26 protein-coding genes are annotated in these 20,638 nt (G+C 62.9%); 8 read left to right on the top strand and 18 right to left on the bottom strand.

What is annotated here, in order from left to right; all coding sequences use genetic code 11:
- Positions 1-118: 118 nt before the first annotated feature.
- The 3 genes from G410_RS0108130 to G410_RS0108140 all read right to left on the bottom strand — a co-directional run bounded on the left by G410_RS0108130 (position 119) and on the right by G410_RS0108140 (position 1,738).
- Positions 119-736, bottom strand: a complete 618-nt coding sequence (locus G410_RS0108130) for a hypothetical protein (protein ID WP_022673155.1) — start codon at positions 734-736, stop codon at positions 119-121.
- 130 nt (positions 737-866) lie between these two features.
- On the bottom strand, positions 867-1,280 hold the full coding sequence (locus tag G410_RS0108135; RefSeq protein ID WP_022673156.1) for a PaaI family thioesterase: 414 nt from the start codon (positions 1,278-1,280) through the stop codon (positions 867-869).
- Positions 1,277-1,738, bottom strand: coding sequence for a PaaI family thioesterase (locus G410_RS0108140; RefSeq protein ID WP_084489067.1), 462 nt, complete (start codon positions 1,736-1,738; stop codon positions 1,277-1,279). Before G410_RS0108140 ends, G410_RS0108135 begins: the two co-directional genes overlap by 4 nt.
- 87 nt (positions 1,739-1,825) lie before the next feature.
- Between G410_RS0108140 and G410_RS0108145 the strand changes: the two genes are divergently transcribed.
- Positions 1,826-2,323, top strand: coding sequence for a DUF2721 domain-containing protein (locus G410_RS0108145; RefSeq protein WP_022673158.1), 498 nt, complete (start codon positions 1,826-1,828; stop codon positions 2,321-2,323).
- A 69-nt stretch (positions 2,324-2,392) separates the two neighbouring features.
- Here the strand turns inward: G410_RS0108145 and G410_RS0108150 are convergent, their stop codons facing one another.
- From G410_RS0108150 to G410_RS16115, 6 genes are all read right to left on the bottom strand, one after another.
- Positions 2,393-4,018 carry an amidase gene (locus G410_RS0108150; RefSeq protein WP_022673159.1) on the bottom strand — a complete coding sequence of 542 codons (1,626 nt, stop codon included), beginning with the start codon at positions 4,016-4,018 and terminating at the stop codon, positions 2,393-2,395.
- Positions 4,018-4,830, bottom strand: coding sequence for a pyrroline-5-carboxylate reductase family protein (locus tag G410_RS0108155; protein WP_028971227.1), 813 nt, complete (start codon positions 4,828-4,830; stop codon positions 4,018-4,020). Before G410_RS0108155 ends, G410_RS0108150 begins: the two co-directional genes overlap by 1 nt.
- Positions 4,831-4,929: 99 nt before the next feature.
- A complete protein-coding gene (locus G410_RS0108160) occupies positions 4,930-5,442 on the bottom strand; it encodes a type III secretion system chaperone family protein (RefSeq protein ID WP_022673161.1) in 513 nt (170 codons plus the stop codon).
- Between the two features lie 121 nt (positions 5,443-5,563).
- Positions 5,564-5,881 carry an accessory factor UbiK family protein gene (locus tag G410_RS0108165; protein WP_022673162.1) on the bottom strand — a complete coding sequence of 106 codons (318 nt, stop codon included), beginning with the start codon at positions 5,879-5,881 and terminating at the stop codon, positions 5,564-5,566.
- Positions 5,882-5,939: 58 nt separating this feature from the next.
- Entirely contained in the window at positions 5,940-6,488 is a 549-nt protein-coding gene (locus G410_RS0108170) for a TspO/MBR family protein (protein WP_022673163.1), read from the bottom strand.
- A gap of 64 nt (positions 6,489-6,552) precedes the next feature.
- A complete protein-coding gene (locus G410_RS16115) occupies positions 6,553-7,344 on the bottom strand; it encodes a TlyA family RNA methyltransferase (RefSeq protein ID WP_051137259.1) in 792 nt (263 codons plus the stop codon).
- A 50-nt stretch (positions 7,345-7,394) separates the two neighbouring features.
- Here G410_RS16115 and G410_RS0108180 point away from each other — a divergent pair, with 50 nt between their 5' ends.
- The 3 genes from G410_RS0108180 (at position 7,395) to sppA (ending at position 10,546) form a co-directional block, all read left to right on the top strand.
- Entirely contained in the window at positions 7,395-7,961 is a 567-nt protein-coding gene (locus G410_RS0108180; protein ID WP_022673165.1) for a hypothetical protein, read from the top strand.
- A gap of 498 nt (positions 7,962-8,459) precedes the next feature.
- Positions 8,460-8,582 carry a hypothetical protein gene (locus G410_RS18385; protein ID WP_022673166.1) on the top strand — a complete coding sequence of 41 codons (123 nt, stop codon included), beginning with the start codon at positions 8,460-8,462 and terminating at the stop codon, positions 8,580-8,582.
- A gap of 86 nt (positions 8,583-8,668) precedes the next feature.
- On the top strand, positions 8,669-10,546 hold the full coding sequence (sppA, locus tag G410_RS0108190; protein WP_022673167.1) for a signal peptide peptidase SppA: 1,878 nt from the start codon (positions 8,669-8,671) through the stop codon (positions 10,544-10,546).
- A 21-nt stretch (positions 10,547-10,567) separates the two neighbouring features.
- Here sppA and G410_RS0108195 read toward each other — a convergent pair whose 3' ends face one another.
- The 7 genes from G410_RS0108195 to G410_RS0108225 form a co-directional block, all read right to left on the bottom strand.
- Entirely contained in the window at positions 10,568-11,248 is a 681-nt protein-coding gene (locus tag G410_RS0108195) for a PepSY domain-containing protein (protein WP_022673168.1), read from the bottom strand.
- A 67-nt stretch (positions 11,249-11,315) separates the two neighbouring features.
- On the bottom strand, positions 11,316-11,780 hold the full coding sequence (ruvC, locus tag G410_RS0108200; RefSeq protein ID WP_022673169.1) for a crossover junction endodeoxyribonuclease RuvC: 465 nt from the start codon (positions 11,778-11,780) through the stop codon (positions 11,316-11,318).
- Positions 11,781-11,787: 7 nt separating this feature from the next.
- On the bottom strand, positions 11,788-12,780 hold the full coding sequence (locus G410_RS0108205) for an acyl-CoA desaturase (protein WP_084489069.1): 993 nt from the start codon (positions 12,778-12,780) through the stop codon (positions 11,788-11,790).
- 96 nt (positions 12,781-12,876) lie between these two features.
- A complete protein-coding gene (locus tag G410_RS0108210) occupies positions 12,877-13,629 on the bottom strand; it encodes a YebC/PmpR family DNA-binding transcriptional regulator (protein WP_022673171.1) in 753 nt (250 codons plus the stop codon).
- Between the two features lie 151 nt (positions 13,630-13,780).
- Complete coding sequence (locus G410_RS0108215) at positions 13,781-14,098, bottom strand: heavy metal-binding domain-containing protein (RefSeq protein ID WP_022673172.1); 318 nt, start codon at positions 14,096-14,098, stop codon at positions 13,781-13,783.
- A gap of 156 nt (positions 14,099-14,254) precedes the next feature.
- Positions 14,255-14,503 (bottom strand): DUF2312 domain-containing protein, encoded by a 249-nt coding sequence (locus G410_RS0108220; protein WP_028971231.1) that lies wholly within the window; start codon positions 14,501-14,503, stop codon positions 14,255-14,257.
- A 163-nt stretch (positions 14,504-14,666) separates the two neighbouring features.
- Positions 14,667-14,984, bottom strand: a complete 318-nt coding sequence (locus G410_RS0108225; RefSeq protein WP_022673174.1) for a DUF1244 domain-containing protein — start codon at positions 14,982-14,984, stop codon at positions 14,667-14,669.
- A gap of 133 nt (positions 14,985-15,117) precedes the next feature.
- On the opposite strand from G410_RS0108225, the gene pyk reads away from it, so the two are divergent.
- On the top strand, positions 15,118-16,569 hold the full coding sequence (gene pyk, locus G410_RS0108230; protein WP_022673175.1) for a pyruvate kinase: 1,452 nt from the start codon (positions 15,118-15,120) through the stop codon (positions 16,567-16,569).
- Positions 16,570-16,691: 122 nt separating this feature from the next.
- Here pyk and G410_RS0108235 read toward each other — a convergent pair whose 3' ends face one another.
- Positions 16,692-17,300, bottom strand: a complete 609-nt coding sequence (locus tag G410_RS0108235; RefSeq protein ID WP_022673176.1) for an HAD family hydrolase — start codon at positions 17,298-17,300, stop codon at positions 16,692-16,694.
- A gap of 99 nt (positions 17,301-17,399) precedes the next feature.
- A complete protein-coding gene (gene ykgO / locus G410_RS0108240) occupies positions 17,400-17,525 on the bottom strand; it encodes a type B 50S ribosomal protein L36 (RefSeq protein WP_022673177.1) in 126 nt (41 codons plus the stop codon).
- Positions 17,526-17,681: 156 nt separating this feature from the next.
- Between ykgO and G410_RS0108245 the strand changes: the two genes are divergently transcribed.
- Genes G410_RS0108245 through G410_RS0108255 form a run of 3 tightly spaced genes read left to right on the top strand, consistent with a single transcriptional unit; the run spans position 17,682 to position 20,578 of the window.
- Complete coding sequence (locus G410_RS0108245) at positions 17,682-18,320, top strand: DUF4136 domain-containing protein (protein ID WP_022673178.1); 639 nt, start codon at positions 17,682-17,684, stop codon at positions 18,318-18,320.
- The gene (locus G410_RS0108250; RefSeq protein ID WP_022673179.1) at positions 18,317-19,447 is read left to right on the top strand and encodes a M14 family metallopeptidase; all 1,131 of its coding nucleotides are present in this window, start codon (positions 18,317-18,319) and stop codon (positions 19,445-19,447) included. The genes G410_RS0108245 and G410_RS0108250 overlap by 4 nt, the downstream gene beginning before the upstream one ends.
- A 3-nt stretch (positions 19,448-19,450) precedes the next feature.
- Positions 19,451-20,578, top strand: a complete 1,128-nt coding sequence (locus tag G410_RS0108255; protein WP_022673180.1) for a toll/interleukin-1 receptor domain-containing protein — start codon at positions 19,451-19,453, stop codon at positions 20,576-20,578.
- Positions 20,579-20,638 lie beyond the last annotated feature (60 nt).

Genomic DNA, 20,638 nt, shown 5'->3' on the forward strand with positions numbered 1-20,638 from the left:
CAACCGTCCTTCCCGGTTACTCGCACCCTTTGCCCCAATGCAAAGCGGCGCCGATCCCGAGGAACCGACGCCGCAAAGTTTTCTCAACCGGACCTAAGTCCGGCGGAGCCGATTCAGATCAGAAGTGGAACACCACCGCTGCGCTTGGGCGGAAGGAGTTGAAGTCCTTGAACGTGTCCACACCGAAGCGCAGACGCGCGCCGCTGTTGCCGGTCAGACCGCCAAGACCGATGTCCTTCGGGCCAACTTCGGCACCGATGCCGTAGATCACGCCGTCGCGATCGCGGATGCTGCCGTCATAGACCAGCTGGTTGCCAGCGGCGTCGAGCAGGATCGGATCCTTCGACTCGCGACCTTCGACCCACATATAGCCGACGCGGCCATAGAACAGGCCGCTATCGCCCACGCGGACGCCGAAACGGCCCGCTGCGCCATATTCCCAATCCAGCTCGTTGAAGCCCTTGGACGCGAAGCCTTCTGCACCCACGAACAACGGGCCAAGCGGCACATTGGCACCGACGATCCCGTTGATGACGGCGCCTTCAGTGGAGTCCACACCGAAGCGCGAAGGCTCATCGGTGGTGTCGTAAATATCATAACCGCCGCCGATGGCGACATAAGGCTCGAACCCGAAAGCGGGCGTGCCGTCGGGCGCTTCGACATCGCCATTCTGCGCGAAAAGCGGGGCGGGAGCGAGGGAGAGGATAGCTGCCGTGAGCAGCGTGGTCTTGTTCATTTTTCTTGATTCCTTAGCGCGTGAACGCCGGCCCGTGGCCGGAGCCCATCTCTACGCGCCTTGAAACAATCCGTTCCTCAACTCGTCGCAAAAGTTCAAAGAAACATTTTATCCTAATATTCAGCCGGAATTAAGCTTTCGGAGTACGCAATAAATAGTGCATCTGAGCCGAGGCAATGAGTCGGTTTCGATCGTCCTGCCAGGCCACCGCCTCCACATTGGCCATCGTCCGCCCAAGGCGGGTGATACGGCCCACGGCAAAGGTGTCATGATCGATCCCGCCGCGCATGAAATCCACCGTCACGTTGACCGGCTTGATCCGCATCTCCAGCGCCTCGGCGGCCAGCGCGCTGTACAGCGCGGCCATGGAGGCGATCTCCAGAAGGCCCGAGATCGCGCCGCCGTGCAGAAAGCCGGGACGGCCGAGCACTTCGTCGCGAAACGGCATACGCAGCACCGGCAGACCGTCTTCCTGGCCCGTTGCGGCAATCTGCAGCGCCAGCGCATAAGGCGGCATCGCCACGTTTCCGAGAAAATTGCTCATCGGCCAAACCCCGCAGTGCGAATGAACGTACCGGTGACATGCGCGATCGGATCGGCCGGATCGCCATTATGCGCCAGCCCCCGCACGAAACCGATCGAGCGACTGACATGATAGCATTCGCCGCGCCCGATCACCGCGGCGCCGGGCGGCGAGGGCCGCATATAATCGACCCGCAGATCCATGGTCGCGTGCGGACGGAACTTGCCGAGCCTGGTCCAGATCGAAAGGCTGGTGGCCATGTCCATGAGCGAGATGATCGGTCCGGACGCCAGAATCTGGGTCTGCGCATCGCCCACCAGATCCGCCCGCCAGTCCATCTTCAAGGCAACCCAATCCGGCCCATGGTCATGATAGCTGATGCCCAGCATGCCGCCATGGCCATATTTGCCCATGAATTCGCTGATCTGGGCGGGATCGAACCGTTCGCCTTCCGCCATGTCTCCGGGAGATTTCGTCATGCGCCTGGCCATAGCCGTTTTTAGGCAGCGCACAAATGGCCTGCGTCCAGCGCTTGTGGCGCACCGGCCCGGCGCTACATTGCAACCATGATCGATACCATCCTATCGCACAGCGTCGGCACCGCGACTGTGCTGTCCGTGCTGCAGACTGCGCTGACGCCCGCTTTCCTGCTGGTGGCGCTGGGCAGCATGCTGAACCTGTTCACCGGGCGGCTGACGCGGATCATCGATCGCGCGCGCGACCGGGAGGGGCGCTATGAAGACACCGAGGGCGCCGAGCATGACCGGCTGGTTTACGAACTGCGCATGCTGGAACGGCGCATGACGGTGACGGGCCGCGCAATCTGGTTCGGCGTGGCGGCGGCGATGGTGGTGTGCGTGATGATCGGAATGCTGTTCCTGATCGGCCTGGCCAGGCTGGAACTGGCCATCGCCATTGCCGGCACCTTTCTGCTGGCGCTGGTCCTGATGGCATCCGCGCTGGGCTGCTTCATGTTCGAGGTGCATCTGTCCACGCGCGTGCTGCATGTGCGCGCCGAATATCTGGAATATGAGGAAAAGACCAAGCGCAGACGGCGGAGATGATCCCCCGCGCCATCAAGGCATAAGGGCGGCGACGCATAAGGGCGGCCAGCGCGAAAACCGTCTGCGCTTCTAGGGTCTGACCTGTTCGGCTCCCGCGCCGACGCTGGCCAGATATTGGGGCGGGACGCGGGCATCGGCGGCCCGTTCATAGGCATCGCCCACCTGCAGCAGAAAATCGTCCGTCCAGGCCGATCCGATGAAGCTGATGCCCACGGGCAGCCCCCCGATCAAACCCATCGGCACGGTGAGATGCGGATAGCCCGCCTGCGCGGGCAGGCCGCTCGCGCTGGGGCCGGTAAAGGCATCGCCCTCACCCAGCGTCGATAGCCAGACCGGGCTGCGCGTGGGCAGCGCCAATATGGTGACCCGGTGCTCGGCCAGCATCCGGTCGATCCCCATTGGCCCGGCCAGCCGCTTCGCCTTGTCCCGCGCGGCGATATAGGCCGGATCGTCGAGGCCCTCCTGCGCCTGCGCCGCCACGAACAGCGACTGATCGAAATATTGCAGCTCGCGGTCCTTGTCCGCCATATTGAAGGCCATCAGATCCGCGAGGTTACGGGCCTCGACACCGCCATTCTTCACGCCATCAGGCAGGCCCTGCAGATAGTCCGCGATGTCGGCCTTGAACTCGCTGAGCAAAACCTGAAACTCGGCATCGCCAAGGCCGTCCAGCCCGCTGCGGCTGTCGGCAATGTCGACGATGGTTGCGCCCTGCGCGCGCAGCACGTCCAGCGCCTGTTCGAACTGGGCGATGAGCGCCTCGTCATCCCCCAGCCGGTCGCGCGGCACACCGATCTGCAGGCCGTTCAGCACGTCGCGGCCCAGCAGCCCGGCATAGTCCGACACCCGGCCCTGCGCCGCCGCCGTGGCTGGATCGCCCGGATCGACGCCGGCCATGGCACCCAGCATGATCGCGGCATCGCGCACGCTGCGCGTCATCGGGCCGGCGGTGTCCTGGCTATGGCTGATCGGCACCACGAAGCGGCGGGAGACGAGGCCGACCGTCGGCTTGAAGCCGACCACGCCATTGGACGAGGCCGGGCAGGTGATCGATCCATCGGTTTCCGTGCCGACCGCGCCCGCCGCCAGACTGGCCGCCGCCGCCACCGCGCTGCCACTCGACGAGCCGCAGCTGTTGCGGTCCAGCGCATAGGGATTGCGCGTCAGCCCGCCGACCGCGCTCCATCCGCTGGTGGAATCATTGGAGCGGAAATTGGCCCATTCGGATAGATTGGCCTTGCCCAGGATCACCGCCCCGGCAGCGCGCAGACGGGCCACCAGCGGCGCATCGCGATCGGTGACATTGTTCTCCAAGGCAAACGAGCCAGCGGTGGTGGGCACCGGACCGGTGGTCTCGATATTGTCCTTCACGATGACGGGGATACCGTGCATCGGCCCGCGCACCCGTCCGGCGGCGCGTTCCGCGTCGCGCAAGCGTGCTTCGGCCATCGCGCCGGGCAGCAGGGCAATCACGGCGTTCAGCTGCGGACCGCGATCATCGAGCGCGGCGATGCGATCGATATAGGCCTGCGTAATCGCGGCGCTGCTGGCCTCGCCGGATGCCATGGCGGCGTCCAGATCGCCGATGGATTTCTCTTCGACCGGATAGGAGGCCGGGGCCGTGTCGCCGCTCGTCTGCGCGGCCAGTGGGGTGGCCAGCAAGGCCAGCGGTGCGGCAATCCGGCCCAGGCGCATCAGGCGTCGAACAGCCGGGCGAGCTCGCCATTGCGGTCACGCGCCGCCTCCAGCACGTCGGTCAAGAGCTTGACCAGCCGTTCGTCCGCGTCGAGCACGTTCATGCCTTCGCGCGTGCTGCCGCCGGGGCTGGCGACACGATCGGCCAGAACACCGGGATCGTCATCGGCCTGCACGGCCAACGCCGCGGCGCCTTCCACCGTGGCCAGCGCCATGCGCGCAGCCTGATCTTCGGGAAGGCCCAGGCGCGTTGCCGCCGTCGCCAGCGCGTCGGTGAAACGATAGACATAGGCCGGGCCGGATCCGGCCAGCGCGGCGACGAGGTCCATGTCGGACTCCTTGTCGATCCATTCCGCCGCGCCGGTGGCGTCCATCCAGCGGGTGAGCGCGGCGCGCTCGCCATCCGACAGGGCAGCGGAATACAGGCCCAGCGGTGATTTGCGCAGCGCCACACCGAGATTGGGCATCAGCCGCACATTCTTGGCGTCGGGAAACAGACGGTCGAGCGTGGCAATCTCGATTCCCGCAAGGATCGAGATGATGATGGTACCGGGCTTGATGGTCTTGGCGATATCGCCGGCCAGATCGCCCAGCATCTGGGGCTTCACGCCCAGCAGCACGATATCGAACGGCTCGGTCGGCGGGCTGGCGACATGCTTCACCCCGTCGGGAACACCGCCCGGATGCGGATCGAAGGCGGTGAAAGCGGCAGGGTCTGCGCCCGCGCTGATCCAGCCTTTGAGAATGGAACCCGCCATATTGCCGCAGCCATAGGCGAGAAGATCGGTCGGAAAATCGCTCTGTTCGTTCATGCGGCTTGGTGTGGCATGCGCGCGGCATCGCATCAAGCATTGCTGTTTTCTAGAGCGGCAAAGTTCCGTTTTGTCGCAATACGGCCCCGGCAGCGCAGCTCAGGCTTCGCCCGCCGTATCGATCAACGCGGCGTCGATCGCCTCCTGCGGCGTCTTGCCGCCCCAGATGATGAACTGGAACACCGGATAGAAGCGCTCGCATTCGTCGATCGCGGCATCGATCAGCATCTGCGCCTGGTCCACGCCCAGCATGCCGTTGGGCCCCAATAGCGCTCCATGCCGCATCAGCAGCATGCCGTTGGAAGACCACAGATCGAAATGGCCGAGCCAGAGCTGCTCGTTGATCAGCCCGATCGCCTCATACATCGATGCGCGCAGATTGTCCGGCACGGTGATGTCCGGCAGCACCAGAAGCTGGACCACATTGTCGTCCTCGCGGGCGATCACGCGCAGCTGATAGCTGGTCCAGCTGCCCTTTACTTCGGCTGCCAGCTCATCGTCGCCAGACATTTCGCAAGCCCAGCCACGCGCTTCGAACAGGGCGGCAAACATGTCGACGGCGGGTGCATCGCCATCGTCCATGTCACTGATATCTTCGTCATGCCCGTGCATGGCTGCCCCTTTTCGGCTTTGGTAAGCATGCCGAATCTGGCCCCGCCATCGCTTTGGGGCAAGGAGATTTACAGGCGGCCCCGATTTGGACTGGGGACCCTCTGTGGAAAAGGGTGGCGGCCTACAGGCCGTCCGGCGCGTTCTTCAACGGCTCGGATGGCGCAGGCTTGTCCGTGCCCTGTGCCGCACCGGCGCCCGGACGCCCGGCTTCCATGGCATCGAGCCGGGCCTTGAGCGCTTCCACTTCTTCCCGGGCTTTGGCCGCCATGGCTTTCACCGCGTCGAATTCTTCCCGGCTGACAAAGTCCATGCCGCCGACAAATTCACGGGTGCGCTCCTTGAAGGAGGCCTCCGCCTCGCGGCCCATGCCGGCCACCGTGCCGGCCATGCCGTTTACAAATTTGACAAGGTCGTCGACGATACGGTTTTCGCTCTGCATGGCGGGTCCTTCATGTGATCTTGGAGCCCTGATGGCGGGCCAGCCTAAACTTATGCGCCTATATCTGGGTACGCGCAGCAGGCGCGTAAAGGGTTTCGGCGTCCGGGTTCATCCGGTCGATCTGAAAATTCAGCACCGCGGCAAAGCATAGCCAGGCGAGATAGGGCACCATCAGCCAGGCCGCCAGCGTCCGAACCCGCCCGAACAAAAAGGTGGTGCCAAGTGCCAGCAGCAGGATGAGGAGGATCCAGTAAAAGGCCGTGGTCACCTGATGCATGCCGAAGAACAAGGGCGACCAGACGAGATTGCAGATCAATTGCAGGGCGAACAGCCCCACGGCGGCCCAACGCAGCCGGGCGCGGCGCGCGTTCAGGATCATCGCCAGCGCCAGACCCTGCATGAAATACAGGATCGGCCAGACAATCCCGAAGACATAACCGGGAGGCTGGGCGGCCGGGCGGTTAAGCGCTGAGAACCATGCATTATCCTCACCGGAGCCGGCAACCATGCCGGATAGCCAGCCCAGAAGCATGAGGAGCGGGATCGTCAACAAAGACCAGCGAAACAGCGACATGCGCAGCTGCGATGGGGATGCCAGTTCACTCATAAATACGGCTCTTTCACGTCGAGAAGTTCCGGGCCGAACCTGGCCTTAGCCGGGCCTTTTATAATTATCCACAAGCTCTTGCCGCTGCCCCGGCGTGGGACGATCCGTCCGGTTCGCCTTCCAGCCGGGCGGCGATCAGAAATTCCACATTGCCGCTGGGCCCGGTGATGGGGCTGCGATCGATCCCGATCACGGTCCAGCCCTGTCCGGCAACCCATTGCGCCACCGCGTCGCAAACCCTTTGATGCACCGCCGCATCGCGCACCACGCCGCCCTTGCCCACCTCGCCGCGCGCCGCCTCGAACTGCGGCTTGATCAGCGCCACCAGACCGGCGCCGGGCCGGGCAAAGCGCAGCGGCACCTCCAGCACCTTGGCCAGCGCGATGAAGCTGGCGTCGCATACGATGAGATCGACCGGTTCCGGGATATGCTCCGCCGTCAGAATACGCGCGCTGGTCTGCTCATGCACCACCACACGCGGGTCCTGCCGGATTTTCCAGGCCAGCTGATTGGTGCCGCTATCCACGGCATAGACGCGCACCGCGCCGCGGCTCAGCAGCACATCGGTAAAGCCGCCGGTGGAGCTGCCGACGTCCATCGCCACGCCACCGTCCGGATTGATGGCAAACCGGTCCAGCCCGTGCGCCAGCTTGATGCCGCCGCGCGAGACCCAGGGGTGGTCGCGCCCGCGCACGTCGATCGCGGCATCGGGGGCAACCTGCTGACCGGGCTTCAGCGCCTTGACCTCCCCGATATAGACCAGGCCAGCCATGATCAGCGCCTGCGCCCGCGTGCGGCTCTCCGCTTCGGCGCGGTCCACCAGCAATTGATCGAGACGTATCTTTTTTGCAGCCATGATGCGCATCGGCCTAGCCCCCATTCGCGCCGGATGCCATAAGTAGCGCCATGTTGCGTTTCCGTCCTGCCACCGCCCTGCGTCTCGCGCCTCTGGCCGCTCTCACGCTCACCTTGTCCTGCTGCGTTGCGCCGGAACGCGAACCGGCACCGGCCGCCACCGCTCCTGCCCCGGCACCGGCACCGGCACCGGTGTCTTCCCCCACATCCGCGCCCAAACCCACCGGAGAGTGGACCGAATGGACGGCGACGCCCGGCCAGTGGATCTATCGCCGCGACGAACGCGGCACCTTGGCGCTGTTCGGCGAGCCAAATCAGGATGCGCTGCTGACCCTGCGCTGCGAACTGCCGGCGCGGCGGATGTTCCTGACCCGGGCCGGCAGCGCCAGCGCGCCGACCCCTCTCACCATCCGCACCACATCGGGGCTGCAAGGCTTCACGGCCCAGCCGACCGGCGGCGTTCCGCCCTATGTCGGCATTGCGCTGTCGCCGACGGACATGATCCTGGACCGGATGATCTACAGCCGCGGCCGTTTTCTGGTGGAGGGCGGCGGCGCACCGCTGATCGTGCCCAGCTGGCCCGAAATTGCGCGCGTGGTCGAGGACTGCCGCGCCTGACTGCCTGCACGATCAAAGCCTGCTCGATCACTGTCTGGATGATGGCTGGCGGCTGGGTGACTGGCCGAAAACCAATTGCGGGCTAACCGATTGCTCGAAGCCTCCCGACAAGACGGCGGCGTTCGAAGCAACGGATGCGCCGGGCAATAAAAAAGCGCCGCAAACTCGCGGCGCGACACAGACGAACATGATCGCCCCGAAAAAAAGAAATTTCAAGCCTTGTTTCCAGGCCGCGAATGACTCACCTTGCGAGATGTGGAGGGCAGAACAATGCACACCATAATCGAGTTTCAACAAGCGAAAGGAGGTGATCCGATGTCTCATGGTTCAGTAAAGGGGTCGGCTAATTCCGTTCGGAGGACCACGCGCTAACGCAAAGGCCAACAGCGCCGATAATTACAAGCGTTAGAATAAGCACAGCTTCCGGCAGCGGACACTTCCGACCGCTGACCATGTTCTGGGGCCGCCCGTCGCCAAAGGCGCAGGTGGCCCCTTTTCATGTCCGCCATCGGTCGCCCTGCCGTTGCCATCATGACGCCCGTCACGACCAAGACGCCCGTCGCGATCATGACGGCCATAAGCGGCCTGCGCTTCTGTCTGTCGGCTGGGATGGCCCGCTGATCGAAAGGCCATGGCCTTGTGCGCGGTGCCATCTATGCACCGGATGGCAATAGAATTTTCAAACATATAGCTTCCAAAGGACTCGCATGAGCTTCGTCAAAGGCGCCTGGAAAATACTCGTCGGCATCAAGGATGGGCTGGCGCTACTGCTTCTGCTGATGTTCTTCGGCCTGCTGTTCGCGATCCTGAGCGCGCGCCCCAATGCGACGACGATCAGGGACGGCGCGCTGATGCTCAAACTGCAGGGCACCATTGCCGAACAGCCCGCCGCGCCCGATCCGTTCGGGGCGTTGTTTGCCGATGGACCGGTGATGCGCGAATTTGCCGTGCGCGATCTTGTGCACGCGCTGGAAGCGGCCAAGGACGATGCCAAGGTGAAGGCTGTCGTGCTGGACCTCGATGGCTTTGCCGGCGGCGGCCAGGCATCGCTGGCCACGATCGGCCGCGCGCTCGACGATGTCAGGAAAGCCAACAAGCCGGTATATGCTTATGCCACGGCCTATGCCAATGACGGCTATCAGCTTGCCGCCCATGCCAGCGAGATCTGGATCGATCCCATGGGCGGTGCAATCGTCGCCGGCCCAGGTGGCAGCAACCTGTATTTCGGCGATGCGCTCGACAAATATGGCATCAAGGCCAATGTCTATCGCGTCGGCACGTACAAGAGCGCGGTCGAACCCTTTACGGGCAATCAGGCATCGGAGCCTGCCAAGGAAGCGCTGAATGCATTGCTGCAGGAAATCTGGGGCGACTGGCAGGCAGAAGTGACCAAGGCACGCCCCAAGGCACGCCTGCAGAACATCATCGATCAGCCTGCCGATGCGGTGGAATCCGCCAACGGCAATCTTGCCCAGCTGGCACTGCGCGACGGTCTGGTCGACAAGCTGGGCTCGCGCACGCAGTTCGGCGATTATATTGCCGAGAAGGTGGGCCAGGGGCTGGACGAGACCCCCGGCAGCTTTGCCCAGATCGATTATGACGACTGGCTGGACGCGAACGAACTGAGCGACGAAGGCGAGGCAATCGGCCTCATCACCGTGGCGGGCACGATTACCGATGGCGAGGCCGGCCCCGGCACCGCGGGCGGCGAAACCGTTTCCAAGCTTATCTATAATGCGCTGGCCGAGGACGATCTGAAGGCGCTGGTCGTGCGGGTCGATTCCCCCGGTGGCTCGGTTCTGGCATCGGAGCAGATCCGCCTCGCCATCCAGGCGGCCAAGGACAAGGGCCTGCCGGTCGTGGTCTCCATGGCCAATCTCGCGGCCAGCGGCGGCTACTGGATCTCGACGCCTGCCGACGCGATCTTTGCCGAGCCGGACACGATCACCGGGTCGATCGGTATCTTCGGCATCATTCCCAGCTTCGAAGAGGCGCTGGGCAAGCTGGGCGTCAATGCCGATGGTGTGAAGACCACGCCGCTGTCTGGCGAGCCGGATGTTTTCGCCGGCCCGAACGAGACGTTCAACCGGGTGGCGCAATCGACCATCGAAAATGGCTATCGCGATTTCCTGACGCGGGTGGCCAAATCGCGGAACATGACCGTGCAGCAGGTGGACGCCATCGGCCAGGGCCGGGTCTGGGCGGGCGGCACCGCGCGGCAGCTGGGTCTGGTCGATCGCCTGGGCGGGCTGGATGAAGCGATTGCGGAAGCGGCCAAGCGGGCCAAGCTGGGTGAGGACGATTTCCATATCCGCACCATCGAAGAGCCGGTCGACCCCTTCACCGAACTGTTGCTGGCCATGAGCCGCGACGACGATGCCAAGACGGTGCGGCTCGACCTGTTCGGCCATGCGGCCATGCGCCAGCGCCTGACCATGTTGCAGGCCGCCGCGACCGCGCAGGAGCTGGTCGGCACCACCGGTGTGCAGGCGCGCTGTATGGAATGCGATCTGATGGTGCCGCGCGGCACTCAGAGCGCGCTGGATCGCGGCGGATGGGCCGCTCTGCTGGCGCGCTGGCTTTGAGCGCCAGCATGGCCTGCGCTTTCAGCTGACCGCCGCTGGCGCTGGTTTCCGTTTTCGACGGCGGAACATCAGCACGGTGCCGATGAGGGTGCCGCCAAGGGCAAGCGCGGCAAAGCCTATCAGGAGGGGATGGTTGATATCTTCCCGCCCCTCCAGATCCATGATGTGCAGCCCCCAGGCCAGATCGAACCAGCGCCAGAGCCTTGTGCGGACCGCCAGAAGCTCTCCGGTATCGGCGTCGATATAGAAGCGCGCGCCATCATCGAAGGCGACCTGCCACGCCGGTCGGTCGCGGCGCAGATCCAGCGGCGGATGATCGGCATCGCTCCGGCGCAAGGCCGCGATGGTCCCGCCACCGGCGCGCATGATCGTCGCGATCTCGCCCGCTTCGACGGCGCTCACCGGTGGCAGCAGCGCGCCATCGTTGACGGACGCCCGGCGGCGGCCACCGTCTTTATAGGCAATGATCCACATCGGCGCATCGCCCGCGCGGATGAGGCGCAACTCCTCCACCGCCCGCCCCTCTAGCATGGGCGCTACCGGCACGATGGGCGGAAGCGGCGCCAGCTGTGCCCGCAGATCCTCTCCGCGCACCTTTTCGATGGGGTTGGCGACCATGAACAGCCCGCTGGCGGTCCAGAACAACAGCGGGACGGCGATCAACCAGCCGAGCCGGATGTGCCATATACGCAGAGTCGACATCAACAGGATCTTTCAGGCAAACGGGTCGGCAACCTTGGCCGCTACTCTGTAATCGGCGCAAGCTGCGTCAGCGATGATGGGCATGGGTGATCGCCACGGCCAGGGCGTCGGCGGCATCGGCCCCGGCCAGCGCGACGCCGGGCAGCAACAGCTTGAGCATGGCCTGAACCTGCTTCTTGTCCGCCCCCCCTGTCCCGACAACGCTCTTCTTCACCAGACGCGCGGCATATTCGCCAATCTCGACCCCCGCCTTGGCTGCCGCAAGCAGCACCACGCCGCGGGCCTGCCCCAGCTTCAGGGTCGATTGCGGATTGGCGTTGACGAACACTTCCTCGACCGCGGCAGCCTCCGGCCGATATTCGGCGAGGACCCTGGCCAGCGCCGCGTCCAGTTCGAGGAGGCGCGCTGCCATGGGCGCGCTGGCGGTGGTCTTTACCTGGCCATTGGCGATATGCGTCAGGCGGTTGCCCTGCGCGCGTATGACGCCCCAGCCCGTGATCCCCAGGCCGGGGTCCAGCCCCAATATGATCATGCCGCGATCAGGACCTGACCGGAGCCAGCGTTCCATGGTCGTCCCGGGCATAGCGCGGCGCGCGCTGCACATCCCAGACCAGCCCGAGCTTTTCCCAGACATCGACCGTCCAGCCGCAGAAATCGAACTCCCACCAGCGGATCTTGCAGGAAGCCGAGCGAGGATGGTGATGATGGTTGTTATGCCAGCCATCGCCCAGCGTCAGGATGGCCAGCAGCCAGTTGTTGCGCGATTGCCCGCCGCCGCTCTTCAGCTGATAACCACGGCTGTGGCCGAAGCTGTTGAGGCTGAGTTCGGCATGCAGCACCGCGTTGATGCGCAGGAACCCGCCGATCAAGATGGTGCCGGCAATCACGCGTCCGTCAAACCCGGCAAAGGCGATGGCCCAGAGGGCCGGCAGCGCGAAAATGCTGAAATAATACCAGAACCAGCGGGTCCGGTGGGTGAAGCGCAGCACCGCGTCGTCCAGCCCCTTGCCATAGAGCGCCTCGTCCGTTGTGCTGGCATCGAAGAACCAGCCCATATGGGCGCGAAACAGCGCCTTGCCGCCGCTGGCCGGGCGTCCCTCGCTGTCGAAATAGGGGCTGTGCGGATCGCCGGGCTGATCGGTGCGGGCGTGGTGGCGCCGGTGATCGATCACCCATTTACGGACCGAGGCCATGCCCGCCAGCTGCGCCATGATGCCCAGCGCATAGCGCATCGGCTTGCTGGTCTTGAAGCAATTATGCGTGAAATAGCGATGATAGCCGATGGTCACGCCCATCATGTTGAGCACGTAAAAGGCGAAGAACGCGCTCCACTCCACCCAGCCGGCGCCGTAAACGATGAGCCATGCCACCGCGAGCACCACACCGGGCCAGCGGGTCAGCGACAGCAGCAGATATTCCCGCTTCTTTTCGCGCCCCGCCCGGCCGCCGAGCAAAATGCCCGGCACCGGTCCGGGGACCGCCTCCCCGGAACCGTCTCTGGCCGCTGCCCTGAATTGTGTGTGATCTGCCATGCCTGCGCCCGCCCCGCTGCAATAAGGGCAAAGGCTAGGCGCTATGGGCCAGGCCTGCAATGCAGTTAACCATTGGAGGCGGCGGAGAAGCCCGGTTCAGGCGTCCTGACCGAGCTTTTCCATGATCTCGTCCGAGACGTCGTAATTGCCCCAGACGGTCTGCACGTCATCATCGTCATCCAGTGCATCGAGGAGGCGGAACAGCGTATCGGCATCGCTTTCGGCCACATCGACCATCAGATTGGGCTTCCAGGCCAGCTTGACCGTCTCCGCCTCGCCCAGCGACTTTTCCAGCGCGCCGGCAACCTCATGCAGATCGTCGCCTGCGGTCCAGATCTCATGCTCTTCCTTGCCGGACTGGATATCGTCCGCGCCCGCTTCCATGGCCGCTTCGAGCACCTTTTCCTCGCCACCGATCGCAGCGGGATAGACAATCAGCCCCAGCCGTTCGAACCCATGTGCAACCGAGCCGGAGGCACCCAGATTGCCGCCGTTTTTCGAGAAAGCGGTGCGCACATTGGTGGCGGTGCGGTTGCGGTTGTCGGTCAGCGCCTCGACGATGATCGCCACGCCGCCGGGGCCATAGCCTTCATAGCGGATTTCTTCATAATCATCGCCTTCATTGGCGGTGGCCTTGTCGATCGCGCGCTGGATATTGTCCTTGGGCATCGACTGCGCCTTGGCGGCCTGCACGGCGGCACGCAGGCGCGGGTTCATGTCCGGATCGGGCATGCCCATCTTGGCCGCGACGGTGATTTCGCGGCTGAGCTTGCTGAACATGGCCGAGCGCTTCTTGTCCTGCGCGCCCTTGCGATGCATGATGTTCTTGAATTTGCTATGGCCTGCCATGGCCTGTTTCCTTCACTTGAATGATGTGCCTGTCCTTTAGGTCAGGGCAGGCCCGCCGCGCAAGCCGGGCGAGCGGACGGGGACATGATCCTGCAAAGGCGACGCACCATGCGGGCGATACGGGAGAACAGGCGCAGCGCCGCAGATATGGCTAGATCCGCACCGCCGTGCCGGACACGCTGACCATCAGCATCGAGCCGTTCTGGCCGATCACCTCATAATCGATATCGACGCCCACCACGGCATTGGCCCCGCGCTTGGCCGCTTTCTCTTCCAGCTCCTCGAACGCCTCTTCGCGCGCGCCGCCGAGCGCCTTTTCATAGGAACCCGACCGCCCGCCGACGATATCGCTGATATTGGCGAACAGATCGCGAAAGATATTCGCGCCGATGATCACTTCTCCGGTCACCACGCCATAATATTCGGCGACCGGTTTGCCTTCGATGGTGGGCGTGGTGGTGATGATCATGGCGCGGGCTCCTGTTCCTGTTGTACGAATGCTGCCCGGAATAGAAGCGGGCACCATCAGCTGACCAGCCTCATCGCATGAGAGGCCCTGGCTTTTCGACAGGCAGCATGGCGCCCGCCCCTCCCCCATGTTCGGGCCGAGCAGCGCACCATGGAATCAGCCGATGCCGAGCGCCGCCTTGTAGGTCTCGATCAACATTTCCATTTCCTTTCGCTCTTCGGGCTTCAGCTTCCTGAGGCGCACGATCTGGCGCATGATCTTGACGTCATAGCCCTGGCTCTTGGCCTCGGAATAGATGTCGCGGATATCGTCGCTGATACCCTTTTTCTCTTCTTCCATGCGCTCGACACGCTCGATGAACAGGCGCAGCTGCTGGTCGGTGGTGGTGGCTTCTTCTTCGGCCATGGATCGATCCTTTTCGTTATGGTCCCGTTCGTGCCAAGCGCTGTCGAGGCATCTATCGATCCGGCGCGGTGCCATCCGGATAGCCCACTCGACTTCGCTCGGGGCGAACGATGATGGAGATTGAGCGTTCAGGCCGACTGGCCCGAATCGCGAAGCGCTGTGCCTAGCCAGCGTCGGCGTTCTTCGCCACGCTTTCCTTCATCGCTGCCAGCTGCGCCTCGCTCGCGGGCGTCTGATGCGCATCCTTATAATCGCCATAGGGCATGCCATAGACATAGGTGCGCGCCTGTTCCCTGGTCATCGATCCGTCCGCTTCCATCAGCCAGTCGGCCAGGCAATTGCGGCAGAAACCGGCGGTGCCCATGATATCGACATTCTGCACATCGGTGCGATGGCGCAGATGGGTGAGCAATCGCTGCATGGTGGCGGCGAGCACGGCCTCGCCGGGCGCAGAAGGGGGCGTGCTGGTAGCGTCGGTCATGGCTGTTCATACCTGTTCATGAGAGGGCTGGCCGGTCGGGCGGCCCGGAATTTCTTGGGTCCGTCATGCTAAGCCGCTAAGCCCTTGTCGGCAAGCATGGCAGCCGCAACATGCCACGCGCCGAGGAGCCCTGATGACCGACTATTCCAAACCGCGCACCCGCAAGATCCGAATCCTCGCCACGCTTGGCCCGGCCAGCGAAAGCGCCGAAGCGATCGAGAAATTGCACCGCGCGGGGGCCGACGCCTTCCGCATCAATATGAGCCATGGCGCGCAGGAAGATAAGAAAAAGCTGTTCGATCATATCCGTGCGCTGGAAGAAAAGACCGGTCGACCAACCACGATCCTGGCCGATCTGCAGGGCCCGAAGCTGCGCATCGGCACCTTTGCGACCGGCAAGATAGAGCTGAAAGAAGGCGCTGCCTTCACGCTGGATCGCAAAGACGAGGCGGGTACGCAATCGCGCGTGACGCTGCCGCACAAGGAAATCTTCGATGCGCTGTCGGCGGGCGACCGGCTGCTGCTCGACGACGGCAAGATCGCGCTGCGCATCACCGAAGCGGGGCCGGACCGGATCGAGACGCGCGTGGAAGTCGGCGGTCCGCTCTCGAACCGCAAGGGCGTGAACGTGCCCGACGTTGCCATCCCGATGAGTGCGTTGACCGAGAAGGACCGCAGCGATCTGGCCTATGCGCTGGACCAGGGGGCGGACTGGATCGCCTTGAGCTTCGTCCAGCGGCCGGAGGATGTCGCCGAGGCCCGCCGCCTGATCGGCAAGCGCGCGGCCTTGCTCGCCAAGATCGAGAAGCCATCGGCCTGCACGCGTCTGGAGGAAATCCTCGAACTGTCCGATGGCGTGATGGTCGCGCGTGGCGATCTGGGCGTCGAACTGCCGCCCGAGGCCGTGCCGACCTTGCAAAAGCACATCGTCGCCACCGCGCGCGCCATGGGCAAGCCGGTGGTGGTGGCCACGCAGATGCTCGAATCGATGATTACCGCGCCCACGCCGACTCGCGCCGAAGTCTCGGACGTGGCCACCGCGGTCTATGACGGCGCGGACGCCATCATGCTTTCCGCCGAGACGGCGGTGGGCGAATATTCGGAGGAGGCGGTGTCGATCATGGACCGCATCGCCACCAGCGTGGAGAGCGATCCAGGCTATGCCGGCCGCGTGCATTATACCGAGACGCGGCCCGATTCGACCACATCGGACGCCATCGCCGCGTCATCGAGCAGCATTGCCGATACCATCTCGGTCTCGGCCATCGCCTGCTTCACCTTTTCCGGCTCTACCGCGCGGCGCATCGCGCGTGAGCGGCCCTCCGCGCCGCTGCTGGTGCTCACCCCGCAGCGCGAAACGGCACGCCGCGTCGGCCTGCTCTGGGGGGCCTATGCCGTAGTCACCCGCGATGTCGGCGATTTCGAGGAGATGATCGCCAAATCCAAGCGCATGGCGCTGCGCCACGGCTTCGGCGGCGCGGGCGAACGGCTGATCGTGATCGCCGGCGTTCCCTTCGGCACGCCCGGCAGCACCAATTTGCTGCATGTGGTGACGCTGAAAGGCGATGAGCTGAAAGGGCGGTGAGCCTTTACCGAAATCCGGAAGCCCTGGGTTTGTCGCAGGGCGTTTCTCGGCAAGGCATGGCACCGAATCGAGAGCCGTCCCTCGACGGGCCCGGGGTGCGGCCATCCACGGTCAAGGGACAGCTATAGCAACGCCGTCCGTTCCAGCTCGGCCTGCAGCGTTTCCGCATCCTGAAACACATGGCCGTGCATGCCGGCCGCCTCGGCCCCGCGCACATTCTCGATTCGGTCGTCGATGAACAGGCACTGCGCCGGATCGACATCGAATCGCTTGATCGCCAGCGCATAGATCGCGGCATCGGGCTTCATCATCTTTTCGGTCCCGGACACCAGTATGTCTTCGAACAGGTCGAAAATCGGCTGTTCGGGGCGGAAACCGGCCCAGAATTCATGCCCGAAATTGGTGATCGCATAGAGCGGCACAGCGCGGTCATGCAGCGCACGGACCAGATCGTGACTGCCGGGCACGGGGCCGGGCACCGTTTCGTTCCAGCGCTGGGCGTAGGCACGAATCAGCGCTTCATGGTCTGGAAATTGCGCGATTCGCTCTTCCAGCATCGTCGCCAGCGGGCGGCCCGCATCCGCCTCGAAATGCCAGTCCTTGGTCACGACATTGGACAGAAACCAGTCGAGCTCGTCCGGATCGGCGATCAGTTTTTCGAACAGGAAACGCGGATCCCATTCGAACAAGACATGGCCGACGTCGAAAATGGCGATGCTGGGGTGGATCATGAAACGGTCCCGGACACGAAAAAAGTCACCCCGAAGCAGCTCCGGGGTGACCTGATATTCTATCTAACAGGCACGGGCCAAATTGGCCCGAACGCCGAATCAGCCCTGGCGGGCCTTGAAGCGGCGGTTGGTCTTGTTGATGACATAGACGCGCCCACGGCGGCGGATCACGCGATTGTCGCGATGACGGCCCTTGAGCGACTTCAGCGAGTTGCGGATCTTCATGGCTGATGCTTCTTTGGTCAGGAGGAAATGTCGAATTCGGAAGGCGCGCACCTAAGTAGGCACCCGGCCAAAGTCAAGCACCGCAACCAAGGCAGCGGCACAGACGTTGGCTCCCCATACCCTATGAAATGCCGCTCTTTCCAGAGGAATTCTTCCATGTTTCGATTCCAGCCGCGTATTCTGGCTCCCGTCCTGCTTGCCGCCTCCACCACCGCTGGCCTGGCCGGGTGCATGACGCCTGCCGGCCCTGTCGAAGTGACGCGCTTCCACCGTGCCGAAGCCGTGCCGGTAGCGCGCGGCACCATCTCGGTAGCTCCCCTGCCCGGCTCGATGCTCGATCCGCAAAGTATCGAGGCGCGGGCCTATTATGACGCTGTCGCGGCGGAGCTTGCCAGCCTTGGATACAGCGTGGTCGAATCGGGCGGCCAATATCGCGCGCAGGTCACCGCCCAGCGCGGCACGGCAGCGCAGCTGGCGAATCGGGGCAGCGGCGTATCGGTCGGTGCCGGCGCGGGCGGATCGACCGGGCGCTATGGCGGCAGCGGAGTCGGGCTGGGTGTCGGGCTCGATCTGACCCGCCTGCTGGGCGGCGGAAACGACACACGCGTGGTGACAGAGCTGGATGCCCGCATCCTGCGCGCATCCGATAATCTGGTGATCTGGGAAGGCCGCGCAGAGCAGGAAACCGGCGCGACGAGCGAGGCGGCGCAGCTTGGCGTGATCTCACGCAAATTGGCCGCTGCGCTTTTCCAAGGGTTTCCCGGCAACAGCGGAGAGACTATCAGGGTCAAATGACCTTATCCATCTCCTCCGCCTTCGACAGCGGCAACATCATCGTGGAATCCATTGACGGCGACAGCGCAAAACTGCGCATCGCCAAGGACCATGCGTCCGAATTCTACCAGTGGTTTCATTTCCGCGTGTCTTGCGCGCCCGGCACAAGACTGCAACTGAACATCACCGATCTCAATGGCAGCGCCTATCCCGGCGGCTGGCAGGATTACAACACGGCGGTGACCGAAGATCGCGTCGACTGGCTGCGCGCACCCAGCAGCTGGCACAAGGATGCCGATAACGGCACGCTCAGCATAGACTGGACGTGTGAGAGCGGCACCGCCTGGTTCGCCTATTTTGCGCCCTACAGCTATGAACGGCATCAGAATCTGGTGGCCGAGGCGGCGTCCTATGACGGCGTCAGCTATCGCCAGCTGGGCACCACCGCACAGGGCCGCCCGATCGATTGCCTGGCAATGGGCGATGGCGACAAGCAGGTGTGGCTCTATGCGCGCCAGCATCCCGGCGAATCGATGGCCGAATGGTGGATGGAAGGCGCGCTTGCCAAGCTGACCGATCCCGCCGATCCGCATGCCCGCATGCTGCGCCAGACCTGCCGCATCCATGTCGTGCCCAACATGAACCCGGATGGCAGCGTGCTCGGCCATCTGCGCACCAATTCCAAGGGCGTGAACCTGAACCGCGAATGGCATGAGCCGACCGAGGACAAGAGCCCCGAAGTGCTGTGCGTGAAGCAGGCGATGGACGAGACCGGCGTGGACTTTGCCATGGACGTGCATGGCGACGAGGCGATTGCCGCGGTGTTCCTGGCCGGCTTCGAGGGGATCGAGGACTGGACCGACGCGCTGGGCGGCAAGTTCACGCGCTATCAGCAGCTGCTGGCCAAGCGCACCCCCGATTTCCAGCATGAGCTGGGCTATCCCAAGGCCAAGCCCGGCACCGCCAACCTGTCGATGAGCACCAATCAGCTCGCCCAGCGCTTCGGCGCCGTATCGATGACGCTGGAGATGCCGTTCAAGGACAACCAGTTCCTGCCCGATGAGGACCATGGCTGGAGCCCCGAACGCTGCGTGCGGCTGGCCGACGACTGCCTCGCCGTGCTGGCCGAGATGATCGAGGAAATCTGATTAATGCCGAACGAGTTTTTCGCCTTTCTTGCCTATCCCCGCGAGCGATTTGAACTCACGCAGAGCATTTACAACTTAGTCACAGCACTTGGCGTCAATTGCTGGTGGGATAAAGAGAGCCTTCACGGCGGCGATGCGTGGGACGATCGACGCTCCCAAGCTTTAAAAAGCTGCAATCTGTTTTTGCTCGTTTGCGCGCCAGAAACCTTTAATAGACAAGGCGTTATTCAAAGAGAAATTAGGGAAGCGCTACAACGGTCAAAAGACCTCCCTGATGGCAGAAATCTCATAGTTCCTATTATAGCTGAAGAAGTTATTCTTAAATACGACTTGGATAAGTTTCATTGGCTCGAAAGCAAAAGTGAGAGCTTTACCAGGGACTTGGCCAAGTCCCTGGTAAACGCTTTTCACCAACAAGGCATATCCCCACCTGAAAGTCTTGAGGTGGCAGCGACATCCTCAACTTCTGAAGAAGGGGTGCACACGGTAGTAAAAGAAGAAAACGACGAGTTCGGCGATAAATACGTGTCGTATATTCAGTACTCTTCTAAAGAAGAGTTTTGGTCGTTCGTAAATAGCTTAGCTGAATTTCACGCGCTTCAACAGTTTTATTTTTTCAGTCAGTCCCAAAAAAATTGGGCGAAAAGAGGAAGCAGTAGCTATGGCCAGTTCGAGGTGCGGGAGTATCATACGGTAGGCACGCTGGTCTCTCTTACATTGCTAGCCAGTGATTATTATGCAGGGACCATACACCCAAATCACTCAGTTCGGACGTTGAATATTTTAGGCCCGGAGAATGGTATATTAGCCATTGAGGAATTGTTTGATAATAGCGAAGATGCTCGATCAGCATTAGCTGATTATATTACACTTGACCTCAAGGCGCGAGAGTTTGAACCTTCCGATCAAGGTTGGATCGAACAACTTATTAAGGACGGCGGGTGGGATGCACTTCGTCAGTATAATTTGAATGAACGAGGGATTATATTTAGCCTTTCTGTTGCAAGTGGCTTTCCGCATGTTTTTGGGGTTCAAGAAGTTTATGCTCCTTGGGAAGGCTTCAGGAAGTACCTTACTGAAACAGCCAGGAGCTTTCTTGTTTCAGTGGGAATGCCCGCCGAATCGTTATAAATAAATTCCGACCATGATCCCCGATTAATAAGATTAAGCGGGCAAAACTTAAGGAGTACC

Origin of the sequence: Novosphingopyxis baekryungensis DSM 16222 (genome assembly GCF_000420305.1) — a bacterium.
Lineage (GTDB): Bacteria > Pseudomonadota > Alphaproteobacteria > Sphingomonadales > Sphingomonadaceae > Novosphingopyxis > Novosphingopyxis baekryungensis.

What these genes read in the sequence shown, in the direction of transcription:
- G410_RS0108130 (WP_022673155.1), bottom strand. Translation starts at nt 736, where the DNA reads ATGAACAAGACCACGCTGCTCACGGCAGCTATCCTCTCCCTCGCTCCC.
- G410_RS0108135 (WP_022673156.1), bottom strand. Translation starts at nt 1,280, where the DNA reads ATGAGCAATTTTCTCGGAAACGTGGCGATGCCGCCTTATGCGCTGGCG.
- G410_RS0108140 (WP_084489067.1), bottom strand. Translation starts at nt 1,738, where the DNA reads ATGACGAAATCTCCCGGAGACATGGCGGAAGGCGAACGGTTCGATCCC.
- G410_RS0108145 (WP_022673158.1), top strand. Translation starts at nt 1,826, where the DNA reads ATGATCGATACCATCCTATCGCACAGCGTCGGCACCGCGACTGTGCTG.
- G410_RS0108150 (WP_022673159.1), bottom strand. Translation starts at nt 4,018, where the DNA reads ATGCGCCTGGGCCGGATTGCCGCACCGCTGGCCTTGCTGGCCACCCCA.
- G410_RS0108155 (WP_028971227.1), bottom strand. Translation starts at nt 4,830, where the DNA reads ATGAACGAACAGAGCGATTTTCCGACCGATCTTCTCGCCTATGGCTGC.
- G410_RS0108160 (WP_022673161.1), bottom strand. Translation starts at nt 5,442, where the DNA reads ATGCACGGGCATGACGAAGATATCAGTGACATGGACGATGGCGATGCA.
- G410_RS0108165 (WP_022673162.1), bottom strand. Translation starts at nt 5,881, where the DNA reads ATGCAGAGCGAAAACCGTATCGTCGACGACCTTGTCAAATTTGTAAAC.
- G410_RS0108170 (WP_022673163.1), bottom strand. Translation starts at nt 6,488, where the DNA reads ATGAGTGAACTGGCATCCCCATCGCAGCTGCGCATGTCGCTGTTTCGC.
- G410_RS16115 (WP_051137259.1), bottom strand. Translation starts at nt 7,344, where the DNA reads ATGGCTGCAAAAAAGATACGTCTCGATCAATTGCTGGTGGACCGCGCC.
- G410_RS0108180 (WP_022673165.1), top strand. Translation starts at nt 7,395, where the DNA reads ATGTTGCGTTTCCGTCCTGCCACCGCCCTGCGTCTCGCGCCTCTGGCC.
- G410_RS18385 (WP_022673166.1), top strand. Translation starts at nt 8,460, where the DNA reads ATGTCCGCCATCGGTCGCCCTGCCGTTGCCATCATGACGCCCGTCACG.
- sppA (WP_022673167.1), top strand. Translation starts at nt 8,669, where the DNA reads ATGAGCTTCGTCAAAGGCGCCTGGAAAATACTCGTCGGCATCAAGGAT.
- G410_RS0108195 (WP_022673168.1), bottom strand. Translation starts at nt 11,248, where the DNA reads ATGTCGACTCTGCGTATATGGCACATCCGGCTCGGCTGGTTGATCGCC.
- ruvC (WP_022673169.1), bottom strand. Translation starts at nt 11,780, where the DNA reads ATGATCATATTGGGGCTGGACCCCGGCCTGGGGATCACGGGCTGGGGC.
- G410_RS0108205 (WP_084489069.1), bottom strand. Translation starts at nt 12,780, where the DNA reads ATGGCAGATCACACACAATTCAGGGCAGCGGCCAGAGACGGTTCCGGG.
- G410_RS0108210 (WP_022673171.1), bottom strand. Translation starts at nt 13,629, where the DNA reads ATGGCAGGCCATAGCAAATTCAAGAACATCATGCATCGCAAGGGCGCG.
- G410_RS0108215 (WP_022673172.1), bottom strand. Translation starts at nt 14,098, where the DNA reads ATGATCATCACCACCACGCCCACCATCGAAGGCAAACCGGTCGCCGAA.
- G410_RS0108220 (WP_028971231.1), bottom strand. Translation starts at nt 14,503, where the DNA reads ATGGCCGAAGAAGAAGCCACCACCACCGACCAGCAGCTGCGCCTGTTC.
- G410_RS0108225 (WP_022673174.1), bottom strand. Translation starts at nt 14,984, where the DNA reads ATGACCGACGCTACCAGCACGCCCCCTTCTGCGCCCGGCGAGGCCGTG.
- pyk (WP_022673175.1), top strand. Translation starts at nt 15,118, where the DNA reads ATGACCGACTATTCCAAACCGCGCACCCGCAAGATCCGAATCCTCGCC.
- G410_RS0108235 (WP_022673176.1), bottom strand. Translation starts at nt 17,300, where the DNA reads ATGATCCACCCCAGCATCGCCATTTTCGACGTCGGCCATGTCTTGTTC.
- ykgO (WP_022673177.1), bottom strand. Translation starts at nt 17,525, where the DNA reads ATGAAGATCCGCAACTCGCTGAAGTCGCTCAAGGGCCGTCATCGCGAC.
- G410_RS0108245 (WP_022673178.1), top strand. Translation starts at nt 17,682, where the DNA reads ATGTTTCGATTCCAGCCGCGTATTCTGGCTCCCGTCCTGCTTGCCGCC.
- G410_RS0108250 (WP_022673179.1), top strand. Translation starts at nt 18,317, where the DNA reads ATGACCTTATCCATCTCCTCCGCCTTCGACAGCGGCAACATCATCGTG.
- G410_RS0108255 (WP_022673180.1), top strand. Translation starts at nt 19,451, where the DNA reads ATGCCGAACGAGTTTTTCGCCTTTCTTGCCTATCCCCGCGAGCGATTT.